This is a genomic window from Sediminibacterium sp. KACHI17 (assembly GCF_040362915.1).
In the GTDB taxonomy this organism is placed as follows: domain Bacteria; phylum Bacteroidota; class Bacteroidia; order Chitinophagales; family Chitinophagaceae; genus Sediminibacterium.
Genome location: NZ_AP029612.1, coordinates 2838404 through 2854401 on the forward strand (window position 1 = coordinate 2838404; position 15998 = coordinate 2854401).

A 15998-nucleotide genomic window follows, 5' to 3' on the forward strand; every position below is an offset into this window, starting at 1 on the left:
AGCGTATGGCTACTAAGAAACCAGCCCCTAAGGCAGCGAAAAAACCGGCTCCAAAGGCGGCACCAGCCAAGAAAACAGCTTCAAAACCAGCACCTAAGAAGGCTGCTGCTAAGCCTGCTCCTAAAAAAGCAGCGAAACCGGCACCTAAACCGGCTGCTAAAAAAGCGGCTCCTGCTAAGAAAGCAGCAGTTAAACCGGCGCCTAAGAAGGCTGCTGCAAAACCTGCTCCTAAGCCAGCTGCTAAAGCACCTGTGAAAGCAGCGAAGCCAGCACCTAAACCAGCTCCGGCTCCTGTAAAAAAAGCAGCTGTACCGGCTAAGCCTGCTGCAAAAGCTCCGGTAAAACCCGCAGCGCCAGCACCAGCTGCAAAGCCTGTATCCACGCCTTTACCTCCGATGAAGAAACCTGAACCAAAAGGGCCACCTGCACCGCCTGTTAAACCAGTGCGTAAAGCACCTGAGCCGCTGAAAGAGGTAAAAGTTCCTAAGACCAGTACCAAAAGTAGCGTCCCATATCAGCCCGGATATACACCATTAGAAAAAAGAGTAGAAACTGTGAGAAGTAACGAGACATTAGTAAAGTATAGTGATGCGGACTTAAATGAATTCCGTGAGTTGATCAATAAGAAACTGGAAGCAGCTAAAAAAGAGCTGACCTATCTTCAGGGTCTGATCACCCGTAAAGATGAAATGGGTGGTGATAATGATGATGCGCGTTACATGACCATGGAAGATGGTAGTATGAGCATGGAAAGAGAACAGCTCAGTCAAATGGCCAGCCGCCAGATCACTTACATCGATCACCTTGAAAAAGCGTTGATGCGAATCGAAAACAAAACCTACGGTATTTGTCGTGTAACCGGTAAGTTGATCGATAAAGCACGCTTACGTGCGGTTCCACATGCTACATTGAGTTTAGAAGCTAAACTGGGTTTAGTGAAGCCTAGTGCAGAATAGTGAGTAGTCAGTAGTGAGTTTAACAACTTAAAAATAAAAGAGAAGCCCTCAATTTTACTTGAGGGCTTCTCTTTTTATGTTACTCACTACTCACTATTCATCTCACTTCCTGCATTTCAACTAATTTCTTATAAATCCCTCCTTTTAACAGTAATTCATCGTGTGTACCTCTTTCTGCGATTTCTCCTTTTTGGAGAACGATGATCTCGTCAGCATTGCGAATCGTGGAGAGGCGATGGGCAATGACAATTGAGGTTCTTTGTTGCATCATGTTATTGATCGCATCTTGTACCAGTCTTTCACTTTCTGTATCAAGAGATGAAGTAGCTTCATCCAAAATTAAAATTGGTGGATTCTTCAATACAGCACGTGCAATGGTTACACGCTGACGTTCGCCGCCACTGAGTTTACTTCCTCTGTCACCAATATTGGTATCAAATCCTTCTTCTTTACGATGAATAAAATCATAGGCATTGGCAACCCGTGCTGCCTGTTCTATTTGCTCTTGATCTGCATGATCGATACCTAACGCAATATTATTCGCAATGGTATCATTGAACAAGATCGGCTCCTGCGTTACGATCCCCATCTGATTCCGAATTGAGTGTAACGTGTACTCCTTGATGTTTACACCATCTATCAGCAACTCACCACCACTGACATCATGAAAACGCGGGATAAGATCTGCCAATGTACTTTTTCCCGCACCTGATGAGCCTACCAAAGCAATGGTTTTTCCTTTTTTGATTTTCAGGTTGATATTTTTTAAAATGGTTACATCCTCATAAGAAAAAGAAACATTTTTAAATTCAATGCTATCATTGAATTCGGTCAATGTCTTTGCATTAGGTTGATCTGTAACAGTAACAGGTGCTTTTAAAATTTCTTCAATTCGTTGAATGGCGGCACTACCGCGTTGTGCGCTGTAAAATGAGCCGGATAAGGATTTCGCCGGATTGATGATCTGCGTAAAGAATACGATATAGGTAATAAAGCTCTCGGGTTCCAAACCAAATTGTCCATCCAATACCAATTTTCCACCAAACCAAAGAATACAAGACAATACCAGTACACCCAAAAATTCAGACATCGGTGAAGCCAGATCTTTTCTGAAGTTCATCTTGTTTCGGATCTGGTTCAACGTATTGTTATTACTGATGAATTTGCTGTGTAAAATCTTCTCAGCATTGAATGCTTTGATGACACGTAGTCCACCAAGTGTTTCATCAAGAATCGACATCAGTGTACCTAATTTTTCCTGTGAGGAAGTAGATTGTTTTTTCAGTGAACGACTCAGTCTGCCAATGATAAAACCGGTAAGTGGTAGTAATACCAATAGGAATAATGACAATGCCGGACTTAGCATCACCAGAAAAACCAGTATGATGATAATGTTTAAAGGATCACGTATCAGTGCTTCTAATGTTCCCATGACACTCCATTCTACTTCATTAGCGTCATTGCTCATGCGACTGATGATATCGCCTTTCCTTTGTTCTGTAAAATATCCGATCGGGAGTTCTAATATTTTACTGTAAAGGTCAGCACGGAGTTTGGTCATGACATAATTTCTCATGGGTGCCAATACCCTAAAAGAGAGGTATGTGAAGACGTTTTTGAAGAAAATTGAGATGATGATCAGACCGCAAATTGCACCTAAAGCATATATCTCACCTTTTTCAGTGATCATTTTACTGATAAAGTATTTGAGATAATTTAACACCCCATTGGCAGTTAAAGAGAACTCCGGCTCAACATTGATCAGGGCTGCTTTATTGAATAGCAATTGAAGAAAAGGCGCAAGCATGGCCAGTGATACCAATGAAAACAGGATAGAGAATAGGGTGAAAATCAGGTACAATACGATGTTTTGCTTCTGACTCCTTAAGTAAAAAAGTATTCTTGAAAAGCGCTTCATATCAGGATAAAATCGGTAAAACACAGCAAAGTAAGTAATTTTACAGCCAATCAAACAGTTCAACATGGAAGAAGGAAAACGTCAGCGTCAGGTAGCAGGAGCCATTCAGGAGGAAATGAATGATATTTTCAGGAGACTGAATCTTTCCATGCTCGATGGAGGAATGGTATCTATTTCCTCTGTTAAGGTTACTCCGGATCTGTTAGAAGCAAGAATCTATCTTAGTTTGTTTCAGGTAAAAGATACCAAAGCCACCATGAAAACCATTGAAGGTCGCGCATGGGAGATCAAAAAAGAGTTGGCTGATAAAATGAAACATCAACTTCGCCGAATTCCTGTTCTTCATTTCTATCTTGATGATACCTTGGATTATGTATTTAAGATGGAAGAGATATTTAAAAATATTAGTGAGGAGAAGAAGGGGGAAGAGAGTGAGTAATGAATAGTGAGTAGTCAGTAGTGAGTAGTGAATGATTTTTAAACTCACTACTCACCCAAACTAATATATTTAACCAACCACACGACCCATCCCGTGAACGTTCTATTTGCTTGGCGCTATTTTAGGTCAAAAAAATCTACCAATGCCATCAATGTCATTGCATGGATCAGCGTTACGGCTATAACGGTGGGGTGTGCTGCATTGATCATTATTCTCAGTGTTTTCAATGGTTTTGAAGAGTTGGTAAAAGGGTTGTACACAGATTTTTATACCGATATCCGTATTTCTCCTGCAAAAGGCAAAACCATCTTACTCAATCATCAACTTCAGCAACAGATCAAATCAACACCCGGAGTGGCTGTCTTCAGTTTGGTTGCAGAAGAGAAAGCATTGTTGGTGAATGGTCCTTATCAATCAATTGTACTTGTAAAGGGAGTTGATGAGCAATATGTAACTACCAATAAAATTACGGAACATATCAAGCGTGGTAAGTTCTCTTTGGGTACATTGGAAGACCCATCTATTGTTTTGGGTTATGGAATTGAAAATGCGATTGGAGCAGATGTGGAGCGGGGTGTATATCCTCTTACATTGTACACTCCGAATCGGAAAGCAAATTTTAATTCTTTGGATGGACTCAGTGTCAATAATATCCGCGCGAGTGGTACATTCCAGGTACAACAAGAGTTTGATAACAAATATGCTTTTACCAATCTGGCTTTCTTTCGTTATATGCTGAATATGGAAGCAGATGAGTATAGCGCTGCGGAAATTAAAGTGCGTGGTGATGCAGATCAGGTCAAAGAACAGTTGCAGGCGACACTGGGAGATAAGTATATTGTTCAAACCAGGTATGAGCAAAACAAAAGTTTGTATGCTGTTATGCAAATGGAAAAGTGGGTGATCTATGCCATCCTTTCTTTGATACTGATTGTAGCCGCTTTCAATATGATCGGTGCACTGACGATGCTGGTTTTGGAAAAGCAAAAAGATATAGCTGTATTACAAGCGATGGGTGCTTCTCAAAAAAGAATACAAGCGATTTTTCTTTCTGAAGGATTGCTGCTGGCAGGTTTTGGCGCGGCTCTTGGAATGTTGTTGGCGACCCTTATATGTTGGTTACAAATTAAGTTTGAACTTATCAAATTGGCAGGAGATACATTCATCGTCAAAGCCTATCCTGTAAAGCTGATAGCAACTGATTATTTATTGGTATTGGGAACAGTTACCATCATTGGTTTTCTTGCAGCATGGATCCCATCCCGAAAAGCCAGTCGCCAAGAGCTTGCGCTCAAATAAACCCTCCATCTAACGCAGTGCTGAACTTTGTGTAGTTCGGTGGTTCTTGCCACAGCGGTAAAGAAGTATGCACATATCGGTAACATGAAAGAGCCGCTTAGTTTTTCTAAGCGGCTCTGATAAAAGTATTTTCAATTTTCACTTCTTTTAGTAGTCTCCCAAAGTTTCTTCTAACTGTCCTAAAGCTTTCGCCAATTGCTCATCACTTGGGGCGATGCCATGCCATTCGTGGCTACCTTCCATGAAGTCAACACCTTTACCCATTTCTGTTTTCATCATGATACAGATAGGTTTGCCTTGTCCTGTCATTGATTTTGCTTTATCCAATACAGCTACTACATCTTCCATATCATTTCCATTCATGTCCAGAACGGTCCAGTTAAAGGCTTTGAATTTATCGTGAAGATTATCGAGTGACAATACTTTGCTGGTCGGACCATCGATCTGTTGTCCGTTCCAGTCAACGGTAGCGATCAGGTTATCTACCTTATTGTGGGCTGCGAACATCACTGCTTCCCAAATTTGTCCTTCTTGTAATTCACCATCTCCATGGAGAGAGAAAACAAGGTGTGGATCGTTGTTGTATTTTTTTGTAAGGGCAGCACCTATGGCTACACTCATACCCTGACCCAAAGAGCCACTGGCAATTCTTACACCGGGTAAATGCTCATGAGTAGTAGGGTGACCTTGTAAGCGGGTATTGAGTTTACGGAAGCTGGCCAGTTCTTGCTTATCAAAATAACCGGAACGTGAAAGCACTGAATAATAAACAGGAGAAATATGTCCGTTAGAAAGGAAGAAAAGATCTTCACCAACACCATCCATCTTGAACTGGCGGTCGTGTTTCATGGTATGAAAAAACAGAGCGGTAAGGAAATCGGTACAACCCAAAGAACCACCAGGGTGTCCGCTCTGAACCCCATGAACCATTCGAACGATATCGCGCCTAATTTGACTGGCCGCGGCTTTCAATTCCTGAATACTTGCCATATGCTTGTTTTGTGGTTGCGAAGATAGGGGAATAGTCGATAGTTCATAGTCGATGGTCCATGGTACATGGCAAGAAAATATCAACTGATGAGGGTAGAAATCAAACAAATTACTATGGACCATCGACTATGGACTATTCACTATATTTGCCCCCTCAAAACCATCATATGTCAGAAGATCTGGATTTAATATTGGCCGATACGGAAGAAAGTATGACCAAGGCCATTAGTCATTTGGAAACGGAGCTCACCAAGATCAGGGCGGGGAAAGCCAATCCAACCATGTTGGATGGTATTATGGTAGATTATTATGGCTCACCCACTCCTATCAATCAGGTAGCGAATATTAGTGTTTTGGATGTGCGTACTATTAGTATTCAGCCATGGGAGAAAAATATGCTTGCAGCGATTGAAAGAGCAATCATGGCGGCTAATATTGGCATCACTCCTCAGAACGATGGTGTTCAGTTGCGTTTATTCTTGCCTCCGTTAACAGAAGAAAGAAGAAGAGAGTTGGTAAAAAAAGCGGCAGGTGAAGGAGAGCATTCTAAAGTAGCGATCCGAAATATCCGTCGCGATGCGATTGAGCAGGTAAAGAAATTGCAAAAAGATGGTCTTAGTGAAGACGCTGCAAAAGATGCAGAAAAAAGTATTCAAGACATTACCGATAAATTCATCTCTCTAGTAGATAAACATTTGGCCGCGAAAGAAAAAGAAGTAATGGCAGTGTGATCTTTGATTTTTTGATCTTTGATTTCTTGATCCACAAAAGACAAATCAAGAAATCAAAGATCAAAAAATCAAACTTTCTCTTTCTTATTTACCAGGTATACCCCACAAAGAATAATTCCCAGACATCCGATTTGCAATAGTGTGATCTGTTCGCCATCTAATAATCCCCAGAAAACAGCTACGAATGGGATTCCGTAAGTAACCATAGAGGCGAACAATGTTCCTGCTCTTTTTACGAGCATATAGAAGATAATAGAAGCAAAAGCAGTTCCCAAGACACCAAGGATAAATGAAGCACCTGTAGCTTTGATAACACTTGTTTCAGACAAAGCCATTTCAGTATATCCGGTGTAGTATAAAATGATCGCGGATGGAATGATCAGGAATACAAATGCAAGAGAAGCAATATTCAGTGATCCCACTTCTTTCATATGTCTGCCTACCATATTTACATTGATGCCATAAAAAACGGTTGCTAAAAGCACCAATCCTGCATAAGAGATATTTTGAAAGCTAACGGTTTTGCCTGTAAACATCAATAGGCATAGTCCAATAAAACCAATGATCACACCGGCGATTTTAGTAGCATTTGCTTTCAACTGAAAAAATGAAATGCCTACGAGTATGGTAAACAATGGAGTTAGTGCATTGAGGATACCTGCCAATGAACTGTCTATCTGTGTTTCAGCAATACAGAATAAATATGCAGGGAAAAAATTACCCAATAATCCCGATAAGATCACCAGCAGCCACTTGTTTTGAGGTATTTGCTTGAGTGCTTTTACTGCAAAGGGTGTAAGGATCAGTCCTGCACTTAGAATACGTATTGATGCTACCTGGTAAGGGGTCAAGACATGCATGCCTTCTTTCATTAGAATAAAAGAACTTCCCCAAATAACAGATAACAATAAAAAGATGCCCCAGTTGATAATCCGATCTCTCAATGTGTTGTTTTTGTAAAGGTGAGGGATTGCTTTCATTATTCAATTATATTAGGTATTTTCATTACTCACCAAACCAATTCAACTATGGGAATGCTAAAAGAATTTAAAGACTTTGCCATGCGGGGCAATCTGGTAGACATAGCAGTAGCCTTTGTCATGGGTGCTTCATTTGGGAAGATCGTTACATCATTCGTAGATGGAATTGTGATGCCGTTGGTCGGTATGCTGACAGGTGGTGTTGATTTTAATGATAAAGTATGGGTATTAAAAGAGGCAATTGCTGAAGTAAAGGATGCCAGTGGCGCCGTAGTTACAGAAGCTGCAGCAGAGGTCTCTATCAAATACGGAGCGTTTATCACCAATGTCCTGGATTTCATCATTGTGGCATTTGTAGTGTTTCTGGTAATTAAAGGCATCAATAAAATGAAAGCCCCGGCAGAAGCTCCTGCAGCAGCCGGTCCATCAGAAACTGAGAAATTACTGGCTGAGATCAGGGATTCTTTGAAGAAGGTAGACTAGTCCGTGTTCGTAGTCTATAGTCCATGGTAGGAATGCGGTCATAGGCTAGTAAGGCAATAGCTTTATAGCTTAAGGATCTAATTCTTATCATCTCAACGATGGTCTATGGGCCATTGACCATCGACTCGGTGGATAAATATTACCCCCTTCCGGTCGAAATAAGACCTGAAGGGGTTTTCTTTGCAGCTAAAGTTTGTGTTGTGAATACTGTGAATTATCAAATCAAATTAGACCAGTTTGAAGGTCCTTTCGACCTGCTTTTGTTTTTTATTGAGCGGGATGAACTGGATATCTATAATATTCCCATTACTAAGATCATTCAAGACTTCCTCGATTTTATTCATCAGGGAGAGAAATTGAATATTGAGCTGAGTAGTGAGTTCATTCTCTTTGTATCTACACTGATGCGCATCAAGGCGAGATTGTTATTGCCGCGTAAAGAAATCGATGCCCAAGGAAATGAGATAGATCCTCGCCAGGAATTGATCGATAAAATTCTGGAATACAAACGCTTTAAAGAAGCCGCTGTTCAAATGGCTGAAATGGAAGCGATGCGTATGTTGATGGTAAAACGCGGTAACCTCCAAAAGGAATTGGTTGAGATCGGCGAAGATGCTTCTGAAGGAACAGAGATACAAAACATCACGATGTTCAAGCTGATGAAAGCTTTTGAAAAAGTGATGCAGCGCGTACATGATCGACAGAATAAACCGGTACATACTGTGGTGCGCTATAATTACACCATGGAAGGAAGTCGTGATTATATGCTTGACTTTGTCGCGAAAGAAAAAACAGTAGCTTTTGAAAAAGTATTTGAAGTCTGTAACGACAGAATACATGCTATCTTCTTATTCCTGTCTATTCTTGAATTGACCCAGCAAAAATTCATGAAACTGTTGGTGGCAGAAGGAAAGAATAATTTCATTGTAGAGTGGAATGATAAACGTGAAGAAGAATTGAAAGAAGAAGGCCTTACTGACGAAGATTTTACCAACACGTTTACTGACGATCCTACACCTATTGCCGAATAAAAAAATCTGTGAATCTGTGGTTTTATTTATTGGCCACAGATTCACAGATTTTATTTGAGAGAAATTATCCCAACAACACAGTAGCAGTCACTGTCTCACGCATCAATTCGCGAACAGCATCTGCTATTCCTTGTGCGTCATAAGCACATTCTCTATGTAATTCTTTAGGTGTACCGTGTTCTACGAGTCTGTCAGGGATACCCAACACTTTCACATCAGCTTTATAACCATGCTGATTCATGAATTCCAATACGGCTGATCCGAAACCGCCCACTACCGTTCCATCTTCAACAGTTACAATTTTATTGTATTTGCTGAAAGCTTCTTGCAACAGATCTTCATCTATTGGTTTCACAAAACGCAGATCGTAATGTGCAGGATCCAATCCTTCTGTTCTCAATTCTCTGATCGCTGCTGTTGCAAAATTACCCGGATGTCCGAAGCTTAAAATCGCAACTTCTCTTCCATCTTTAATTTTTTTTCCCTTACCGATCTGTACTTCTTCAAAAGCAGTTCTCCATTCTGGCATTACACCTTCACCACGTGGGTAGCGAATCACAAATGGATATTCCGTTTTTTCTAATTGTGCAGTATACATGAGGTTGCGTAATTCCTGTTCATTCATCGGTGCACTCACGATCAGGTTCGGAATACAACGCATGTAAGGAATATCATAACAACCATGGTGTGTAGGTCCATCTTCTCCAACTAGTCCTGCTCTGTCCAAGCAAAGTACAACAGGCAGTTTTTGTATCGCCACATCATGCACTACCTGATCATAGGCGCGTTGCATAAAGGAAGAGTAAATATTACAGAACACACGCATTCCCTGTGTGGCCAATCCGGCGCTAAGGGTCACTGCATGCTGTTCGCAGATACCAACATCGAAGGCGCGGTGAGGCATTTTTTCCATCATGAATTTGAGTGAGGAACCACTAGGCATTGCCGGTGTAACCCCCATCACTTTATCATTCATTTCCGCCAGTTCGATCATGGTATGCCCGAAAACATCCTGGTATTTAGGCGGCTGAGGAACATCGATCTTTTTCTTGTAGATCTCGCCGGTTACTTTATCAAACAAGCCCGGGGCATGCCATTTGGTTTGGTCTTTTTCTGCCAGTGCATATCCTTTTCCTTTTGTGGTAATGATATGCAACAACTTTGGACCTGGAATCTCTCTCAGATCTTTTAAAGTATCTACCAGTTTGGTGATGTTATGTCCGTCGATTGGACCGAAATAACGAATCTTCAGCGCTTCAAAAAGGTTACTGCTCTTGCTCACCACCCCTTTCACGCCAGCTTCAATTTTTGAAGCGAGGTCGCGACTTAAGTTTTTACCGACAGGCAGTTTACCCAATAGATTCCACACTTCATCTCTTACTTTGTTGTAGGTAGGTGATGTGCTGATATCGGTCAAATATTCTTTCAGAGCACCCACATTCGGGTCGATGCTCATACAATTATCGTTCAGGATGATCAATACATCGCTATCCGCCACACCGGCATGGTTCATGGCTTCGAAAGCCATGCCCGCTGTCATGGACCCATCACCGATCACTGCAATGGATTTTCGGTTCTCCCCCTTGTATTTGGCAGCCATGGCCATCCCTAAAGCGGCTGAAATAGAGGTGGAGGAATGTCCTACACCGAATGTATCGTATTGACTCTCAGAGCGTTTTGGGAAGCCGCTCAGGCCTTTGTATTTGCGATTGGTAATGAATTGGTCACGGCGACCCGTCAGGATCTTATGTCCATAAGCCTGATGTCCCACATCCCATACCAATTGATCATAAGGTGTATTGTACACATAATGAAGAGCAACGCTTAGTTCTACCACCCCCAAACTGGCAGCAAAATGTCCGCCATGAACACTTACCACATCAATGATATACTGCCTCAATTCATCACAAACCTGATGTAATTGCTCTCTGGTAAGGGTTTTAAGGTCGTCGGGGTTATTGATTCTACCTAGTAACTGTCCCGGTTTAATCTCCATGCGGAAGGGTTTGAAATGTAAAAATAGGCTTTTCGTGTTTAGCAATATGCCAAGAATAAGTAAAGAAACAGTTGGCAAAAGAGAAGGTTCGTCGGCAAGGAACATTAATTTACGCCAAACAAGTGTGCTTTTTGCCTTTAATCAAATTTCGGGATAAGTCGGCGATGCTTTCCCGCTATATTTGTTCCCACATGAAGACTAGTAAATCTACTTTGTATTGGTGGTGCCAGTTAGGGGGGTGGTTGTTCTACGGATTGACCATGGTTTTCTTTGCCTTTGTCTTCAGAGATCGTCAGGGCGCTATTAATGAGATATTTTATTATCGTTTGGTCGTAACCATTCTCACGGGTATGGTATTTACACATTTATTACGTGAGTTGGTGATTAGAATGGAGCTTCGTCCACCTATTGATTCCAATAAATGGTGGTTGTTGACCATTACTATTTTATGCATTATTGTATTGTACAGCTTATCCAATAGTGCAGTAGTGGAATGGTTGCAATATTATGACCCCGCCATCAAGGCTTCGGTGGCAAAAAGATTCTTGTCCAACCTGATTTTTGATTCACCCATGATACTAGTTTGGGTGTCAATTTATTACATTTGGCATTATGTGGAATTGGGTACGAAGAGTGAGATCCAGAAAGTAAAACTGGAAAGCCTTGTAAAAGAACTGGAACTTAAAACCATTAAATCGCACATCAATCCACACTTTATTTTTAATGCATTGAATAGTATTCGTGCATTGGTGGATGAGAATCCGAATCGCGCCCGTACTGCGATCACTGAGTTGAGCAATATCCTGCGTAGCAGTATGCAGGCAGAAAAATTAGAGACCGTTCCTTTTGAAAAGGAATTGAATATTGTAAAAGATTATCTGGCATTGGAACATATCCGATTTGAGGACAGACTACGTGTAGAGTATGAGATCGATGAAGATACCTTAGACCAACCAGTGCCTCCGATGATGTTACAGACATTGGTTGAGAATGCCATTAAACATGGTATCGGGAAGCAAAAAGATGGTGGATTGATCAAAGTGATTTCTGATTACAGAGATAACCATCATGAACTGATCATTCAAAATACAGGGCAATTGAATAGTACCACCAACTCAGATGGATTTGGTATCAACAGTACCCGAAACCGACTGAAGTTATTATTCGGCGGAAAAGCTAACTTTGAGATCAGGGATATTGGAGGCAATATGGTAGAAGCGGTGGTGAAAATGCCTGTACAACCTGTTTATTCTTAATTCTATATAATAACCGATCTATGGCTATCAAAGCGATCATTATTGATGATGAAAGACTTGCACGTAATGAGTTAAAAAAATTATTGCAGGATCACTCAGATATAGAGGTAATTGAAGAAGCAGCTAATGTGGATGATGGGATCGAAAAAATTGAGTCCCTCAATCCAGACCTGATCTTCCTCGATATTCAAATGCCCGGTAAAACCGGCTTTGATCTGCTGGCAGAAGTAGAGAAGGCACCAAAAGTGATCTTTACAACTGCATATGATGAGTATGCCATCAAAGCTTTTGAAGTCAATGCTTTGGATTATCTGCTGAAACCCATCGAACCAAAACGTTTGGCTGATGCGATCCAAAAACTGCAAGCTGAGATCTTTAAAGAATCCGCCGGATTGAATGGAATCAATAGAGGTCCTCTTACAGAACACGATCAGGTCTTTGTAAAAGACGGTGAGCGTTGCTGGTTTGTAAAGTTGGGTGAGATCCGTTTGTTTGAAAGTGTTGGTAACTATGCTAAAGTTTTCTTTGGTACCAATAAACCATTGATCTTAAAATCACTCAATGCACTGGAAGAAAGATTGGACGATCGTATGTTCTTCCGTGCTAACCGTAAACATATCATCAACCTTCGCTGGATCGAAAAAATCGAACCTTACTTTAACGGCGGTCTGCTAGTTGACCTGAAAGGTGGCGAAAAGATCGAAGTAAGCCGCAGACAAACGGTGAAGTTTAAAGAAATGATGAGTCTGTAAAGAAGGTTGATCGTCCATGGTCCATAGACCATGGATGGTAACGTCTTGGTTAATCAGAATAATTATCAAACCATATCTTCCTAACCATGGACCATGGACTATGGTTCATTTACTATTAGCCCCATATGAAAAAAAACAACCTATTACTTGCAGCCTTTTTATTGTTATCGCTGAGCAGTTTTGCGCAGAAGATAGAAGATCTGATCTCGGAAAAAGAAGTAGCCAGAATTGAGAAGATATTGTCTTCCGATGAAATGGAAGGCCGAAGAACTTTCACAAAAGGGATAGACAAAGCAGCTGCATTTATCGCTGATGAGTTCAAAAAAACCGGATTGCAAACCTGGAACAACAGTGGCTCTTACTTGCAACAGTTTGCCATGGTACGTCCTAAGTTCATTAGCGTAACCGCAAGTATCGATGGCATCAGTGTTGATAGCAGAGATGTGATTGTGATGACTTGTCAACCTGAGATCAAAGTGACAGAACAATCCGGTTACGAAAAAATAACCATTGGTAAAGGGGCGAATCTCGTTACAGAAGCAAGAAAGTTGATGACCGCCAACAAAAATTATTTTGTTTTGGTGGATACCAGTCATGCACGTGCCATGGGTACGCTCACAAGGATGAAGAGCAACCTTTTCAAAACAGATAAGAACCTTGTTTTCATGTTGGCCACTACTGATCCTAAGACCTACAGTATCGAAAGCAAACATGAGGTCACAGAAATGCCGTTAGCGAATGTGGTAGGTGTGCTGCCGGGCAAGAGCAAAAAAAATGAATACGTGATCTTTTCAGGTCACTATGACCATTTAGGGATCATGGGTAAAGATCGAAACGGGAATGTTCAAACAGATTCGATCTTTAATGGTGCAAATGATGATGCTGCAGGAACAACAGCTATGATGGTGCTCGCACAATATTTCAAAGCCATCAATAACAATGAGCGTACATTGATCTTTGTTGCTTTTACCGCGGAAGAAGTAGGAGGCTATGGTTCTACTTATTTTTCACGTCAATTCAATCCTGAGCAAGTAATGGCAATGTTCAACATTGAAATGATCGGATCAGAAAGTAAGTGGGGAAAGAATTCTGCATTCATCACTGGCTACGAAAAAACAGATATGGGTAAGATCCTGCAGTCGAATTTAGCAGGAACCGACTTTACATTCTATCCAGATCCTTATCCTGCACAACAATTGTTTTATCGCTCTGATAATGCAACCCTTGCAAGATTAGGAGTACCTGCACATACCATTTCTACTACCAAGATCGATGTTGATCCTTATTACCATAAAGCGAGTGATGAATTCAACACTATTGATGTTGATAACATGACACGCATCATTCGCGCGATCGCATTGAGTTCGAGAGGTATTGTGAGTGGAAAAGATACACCTACGAGAGTGAATACAAGTGATCTGAGATAAAAAATGCTTGTTAGGAAAGGCTGTTCACATGGACAGCCTTTTTCTTTTTTATACCTTACTAGAAATTGCGCTCAGATGAATTTAAGAAACGCCCTTTTTATCATCTTCCTTTTGCTATCTCTATTTGTACAAGCTCAAAAATTGAGTTACGAGGAAGAGATTGCCCAATGGAAGAAAGAGCGGATCATTGAATTAAAAGCTGAAAATGGATGGCTGAATCTGGCCGGACTTTTCTGGATCAAAGAAGGTAAACAGTATTTTGGTGGAAGTGCCACTGATGATATTCGTTTCCCGATACCATCTTTTCCTGCGCAGGTTGGATATTTTGAAAGAAAGGGGAATATGGTCAAACAGGTCCTGGAAAAGGATATTGCATTATTAACGAATGGAAGATCACAAAAGGAACAAGTAGTCTTCCATGCAGATTCATTGCAACAGTCGACTATGTCTTTTGCGCATTATCGATGGACATTATTACAAAGAGATGAGTTGATTGGTATACGTTTCAGAGATCTAAAAAATCCTGCTATCGATGCCTTGCAGCACATTCCATGTTTTCCGGTGAACACATTATTTCGCGTAAAAGCGAAACTGGTTCCTCCACTTATTCCTAAAAAGATTCCAGTAGCCAATGTACTTGGACAAATAACACAACAGTTTTCACCTGGAAAACTTGTTTTCGATTTGCAAGGTGAAACCTATAGTCTCGACGCATTGCAGGAGGGTAATAAACTGTTTATTGTTTTTGGTGATCGAACAAGTGGTCAGTCTACTTATGCATCCGGACGTTATTTGTATGCAGCTATGCCAGGCGAAGATGGCATCACTGTACTCGATTTCAATAAAGCATTCAATCCTCCATGTGTATTTACATCTTATGCCACTTGTCTTTTACCTCCTTCGCAAAACATATTACATCTTGCAATAGAAGCGGGAGAAAAGAGAGTAGGTGATCACTAAGATTTTAGCAATTGTCTGATACTGCTCAAGTGCGCAAATAGCACAACCGGAACAATCAATCCGGGAAGAAATACATAAGGGAAATGCGTCAACCCGATATTCGGTTGTTCAAAACCAAAACGCTGAAAAGATGTAGGTACGGAAAGAATACCGTGGTAAGCGATATTGATCAATAGCCCTAAGCAAATCAGATTCCAGATCAGTAACACTGTTTTGTTGAGTAGCTTTTTGTAATAGCCCAAATAAGCAACCAGCGGTGCTGAGATACCAGAAATGATATCAAAGTTGATTCCTTCAAAAGTCATCAGTTCGGGCACCAGTTGAAGTGTATACAAAGAGAATAAGCAAAGCTCTACCGGGATCCTCACAACATGTAATAGCGTTAATTGATCAGGTCTGAGTAGATCGATAAAGTTACGTCCTTTCGAAGTGGCAAATAAAATGATGACGAGTGATACAGGAGGCAGTAACAAGGCCAAAAACCTTGGTGGTAAGGTTTGTGTATTTGTATAGAAACCTGTAGCTGCAATGCTACCTTGTCCGATCATCCAAAGGATCAAAAGACCTGCAACAATTTTATTACCGTGAGCAGCTTTTACTAAAAAGAAACAGGTCAGTAAAACAGTGGCTACAAAGCCCAATGGTAGATACAAAGGGACGTTGTTCATAAGGGTTTAATTTGTACAAAGAAAAACAATTGCCTATTCAGGCATCAATGAATTCCATTAACGGTAAGGGCTGATTTCCTTAATGGGTATGGGTTCTATTGAAATAAAAAGA

At 40.9% G+C, this 15998-nt stretch carries 15 protein-coding genes; 10 read left to right on the forward strand and 5 right to left on the reverse strand.

Annotated features, from left to right (window positions below; genetic code table 11):
- Positions 1–5 precede the first annotated feature (5 nt).
- The gene (locus tag ABXG83_RS12615; protein WP_353549224.1) at positions 6–956 is read left to right on the forward strand and encodes a TraR/DksA C4-type zinc finger protein; all 951 of its coding nucleotides are present in this window, start codon (positions 6–8) and stop codon (positions 954–956) included.
- Between the two features lie 97 nt (positions 957–1053).
- On the opposite strand, the gene ABXG83_RS12620 is transcribed toward ABXG83_RS12615, so the two are convergent.
- Entirely contained in the window at positions 1054–2874 is a 1821-nt protein-coding gene (locus ABXG83_RS12620; protein WP_353549225.1) for an ABC transporter ATP-binding protein, read from the reverse strand.
- A 64-nt stretch (positions 2875–2938) separates the two neighbouring features.
- On the opposite strand from ABXG83_RS12620, the gene rbfA reads away from it, so the two are divergent.
- Positions 2939–3313 (forward strand): 30S ribosome-binding factor RbfA, encoded by a 375-nt coding sequence (gene rbfA / locus ABXG83_RS12625; RefSeq protein ID WP_353549226.1) that lies wholly within the window; start codon positions 2939–2941, stop codon positions 3311–3313.
- A gap of 93 nt (positions 3314–3406) precedes the next feature.
- Positions 3407–4612 carry an ABC transporter permease gene (locus tag ABXG83_RS12630; RefSeq protein ID WP_353549227.1) on the forward strand — a complete coding sequence of 402 codons (1206 nt, stop codon included), beginning with the start codon at positions 3407–3409 and terminating at the stop codon, positions 4610–4612.
- A 147-nt stretch (positions 4613–4759) separates the two neighbouring features.
- Here ABXG83_RS12630 and ABXG83_RS12635 read toward each other — a convergent pair whose 3' ends face one another.
- Positions 4760–5725 carry a transketolase gene (locus tag ABXG83_RS12635; RefSeq protein WP_353549228.1) on the reverse strand — a complete coding sequence of 322 codons (966 nt, stop codon included), beginning with the start codon at positions 5723–5725 and terminating at the stop codon, positions 4760–4762.
- Positions 5726–5769: 44 nt separating this feature from the next.
- Here ABXG83_RS12635 and frr point away from each other — a divergent pair, with 44 nt between their 5' ends.
- Positions 5770–6333 carry a ribosome recycling factor gene (gene frr, locus ABXG83_RS12640; protein WP_353549229.1) on the forward strand — a complete coding sequence of 188 codons (564 nt, stop codon included), beginning with the start codon at positions 5770–5772 and terminating at the stop codon, positions 6331–6333.
- A 68-nt stretch (positions 6334–6401) separates the two neighbouring features.
- On the opposite strand, the gene ABXG83_RS12645 is transcribed toward frr, so the two are convergent.
- The gene (locus tag ABXG83_RS12645; RefSeq protein ID WP_353549230.1) at positions 6402–7277 is read right to left on the reverse strand and encodes a DMT family transporter; all 876 of its coding nucleotides are present in this window, start codon (positions 7275–7277) and stop codon (positions 6402–6404) included.
- Between the two features lie 84 nt (positions 7278–7361).
- On the opposite strand from ABXG83_RS12645, the gene mscL reads away from it, so the two are divergent.
- A complete protein-coding gene (gene mscL / locus ABXG83_RS12650) occupies positions 7362–7796 on the forward strand; it encodes a large-conductance mechanosensitive channel protein MscL (RefSeq protein WP_353549231.1) in 435 nt (144 codons plus the stop codon).
- Positions 7797–7996: 200 nt separating this feature from the next.
- Positions 7997–8827, forward strand: coding sequence for a segregation/condensation protein A (locus tag ABXG83_RS12655; protein ID WP_353549232.1), 831 nt, complete (start codon positions 7997–7999; stop codon positions 8825–8827).
- Between the two features lie 64 nt (positions 8828–8891).
- Here ABXG83_RS12655 and dxs read toward each other — a convergent pair whose 3' ends face one another.
- Positions 8892–10823: a 1-deoxy-D-xylulose-5-phosphate synthase gene (dxs, locus tag ABXG83_RS12660; RefSeq protein WP_353549233.1), complete on the reverse strand. Its 1932-nt coding sequence runs from the start codon at positions 10821–10823 to the stop codon at positions 8892–8894.
- 191 nt (positions 10824–11014) lie between these two features.
- Between dxs and ABXG83_RS12665 the strand changes: the two genes are divergently transcribed.
- The 4 genes from ABXG83_RS12665 to ABXG83_RS12680 all read left to right on the forward strand — a co-directional run bounded on the left by ABXG83_RS12665 (position 11015) and on the right by ABXG83_RS12680 (position 15218).
- Positions 11015–12079, forward strand: coding sequence for a histidine kinase (locus ABXG83_RS12665; protein ID WP_353549234.1), 1065 nt, complete (start codon positions 11015–11017; stop codon positions 12077–12079).
- A 20-nt stretch (positions 12080–12099) separates the two neighbouring features.
- Positions 12100–12831 (forward strand): response regulator, encoded by a 732-nt coding sequence (locus tag ABXG83_RS12670; protein ID WP_353549235.1) that lies wholly within the window; start codon positions 12100–12102, stop codon positions 12829–12831.
- A 125-nt stretch (positions 12832–12956) separates the two neighbouring features.
- Complete coding sequence (locus tag ABXG83_RS12675) at positions 12957–14258, forward strand: M28 family peptidase (protein ID WP_353549236.1); 1302 nt, start codon at positions 12957–12959, stop codon at positions 14256–14258.
- 75 nt (positions 14259–14333) lie between these two features.
- On the forward strand, positions 14334–15218 hold the full coding sequence (locus ABXG83_RS12680; RefSeq protein ID WP_353549237.1) for a DUF1684 domain-containing protein: 885 nt from the start codon (positions 14334–14336) through the stop codon (positions 15216–15218).
- Here ABXG83_RS12680 and ABXG83_RS12685 read toward each other — a convergent pair.
- A complete protein-coding gene (locus ABXG83_RS12685) occupies positions 15215–15886 on the reverse strand; it encodes a hypothetical protein (protein ID WP_353549238.1) in 672 nt (223 codons plus the stop codon). The two genes, ABXG83_RS12680 and ABXG83_RS12685, sit on opposite strands and share 4 nt — an antisense overlap.
- Between the last annotated feature and the right edge of the window lie 112 nt (positions 15887–15998).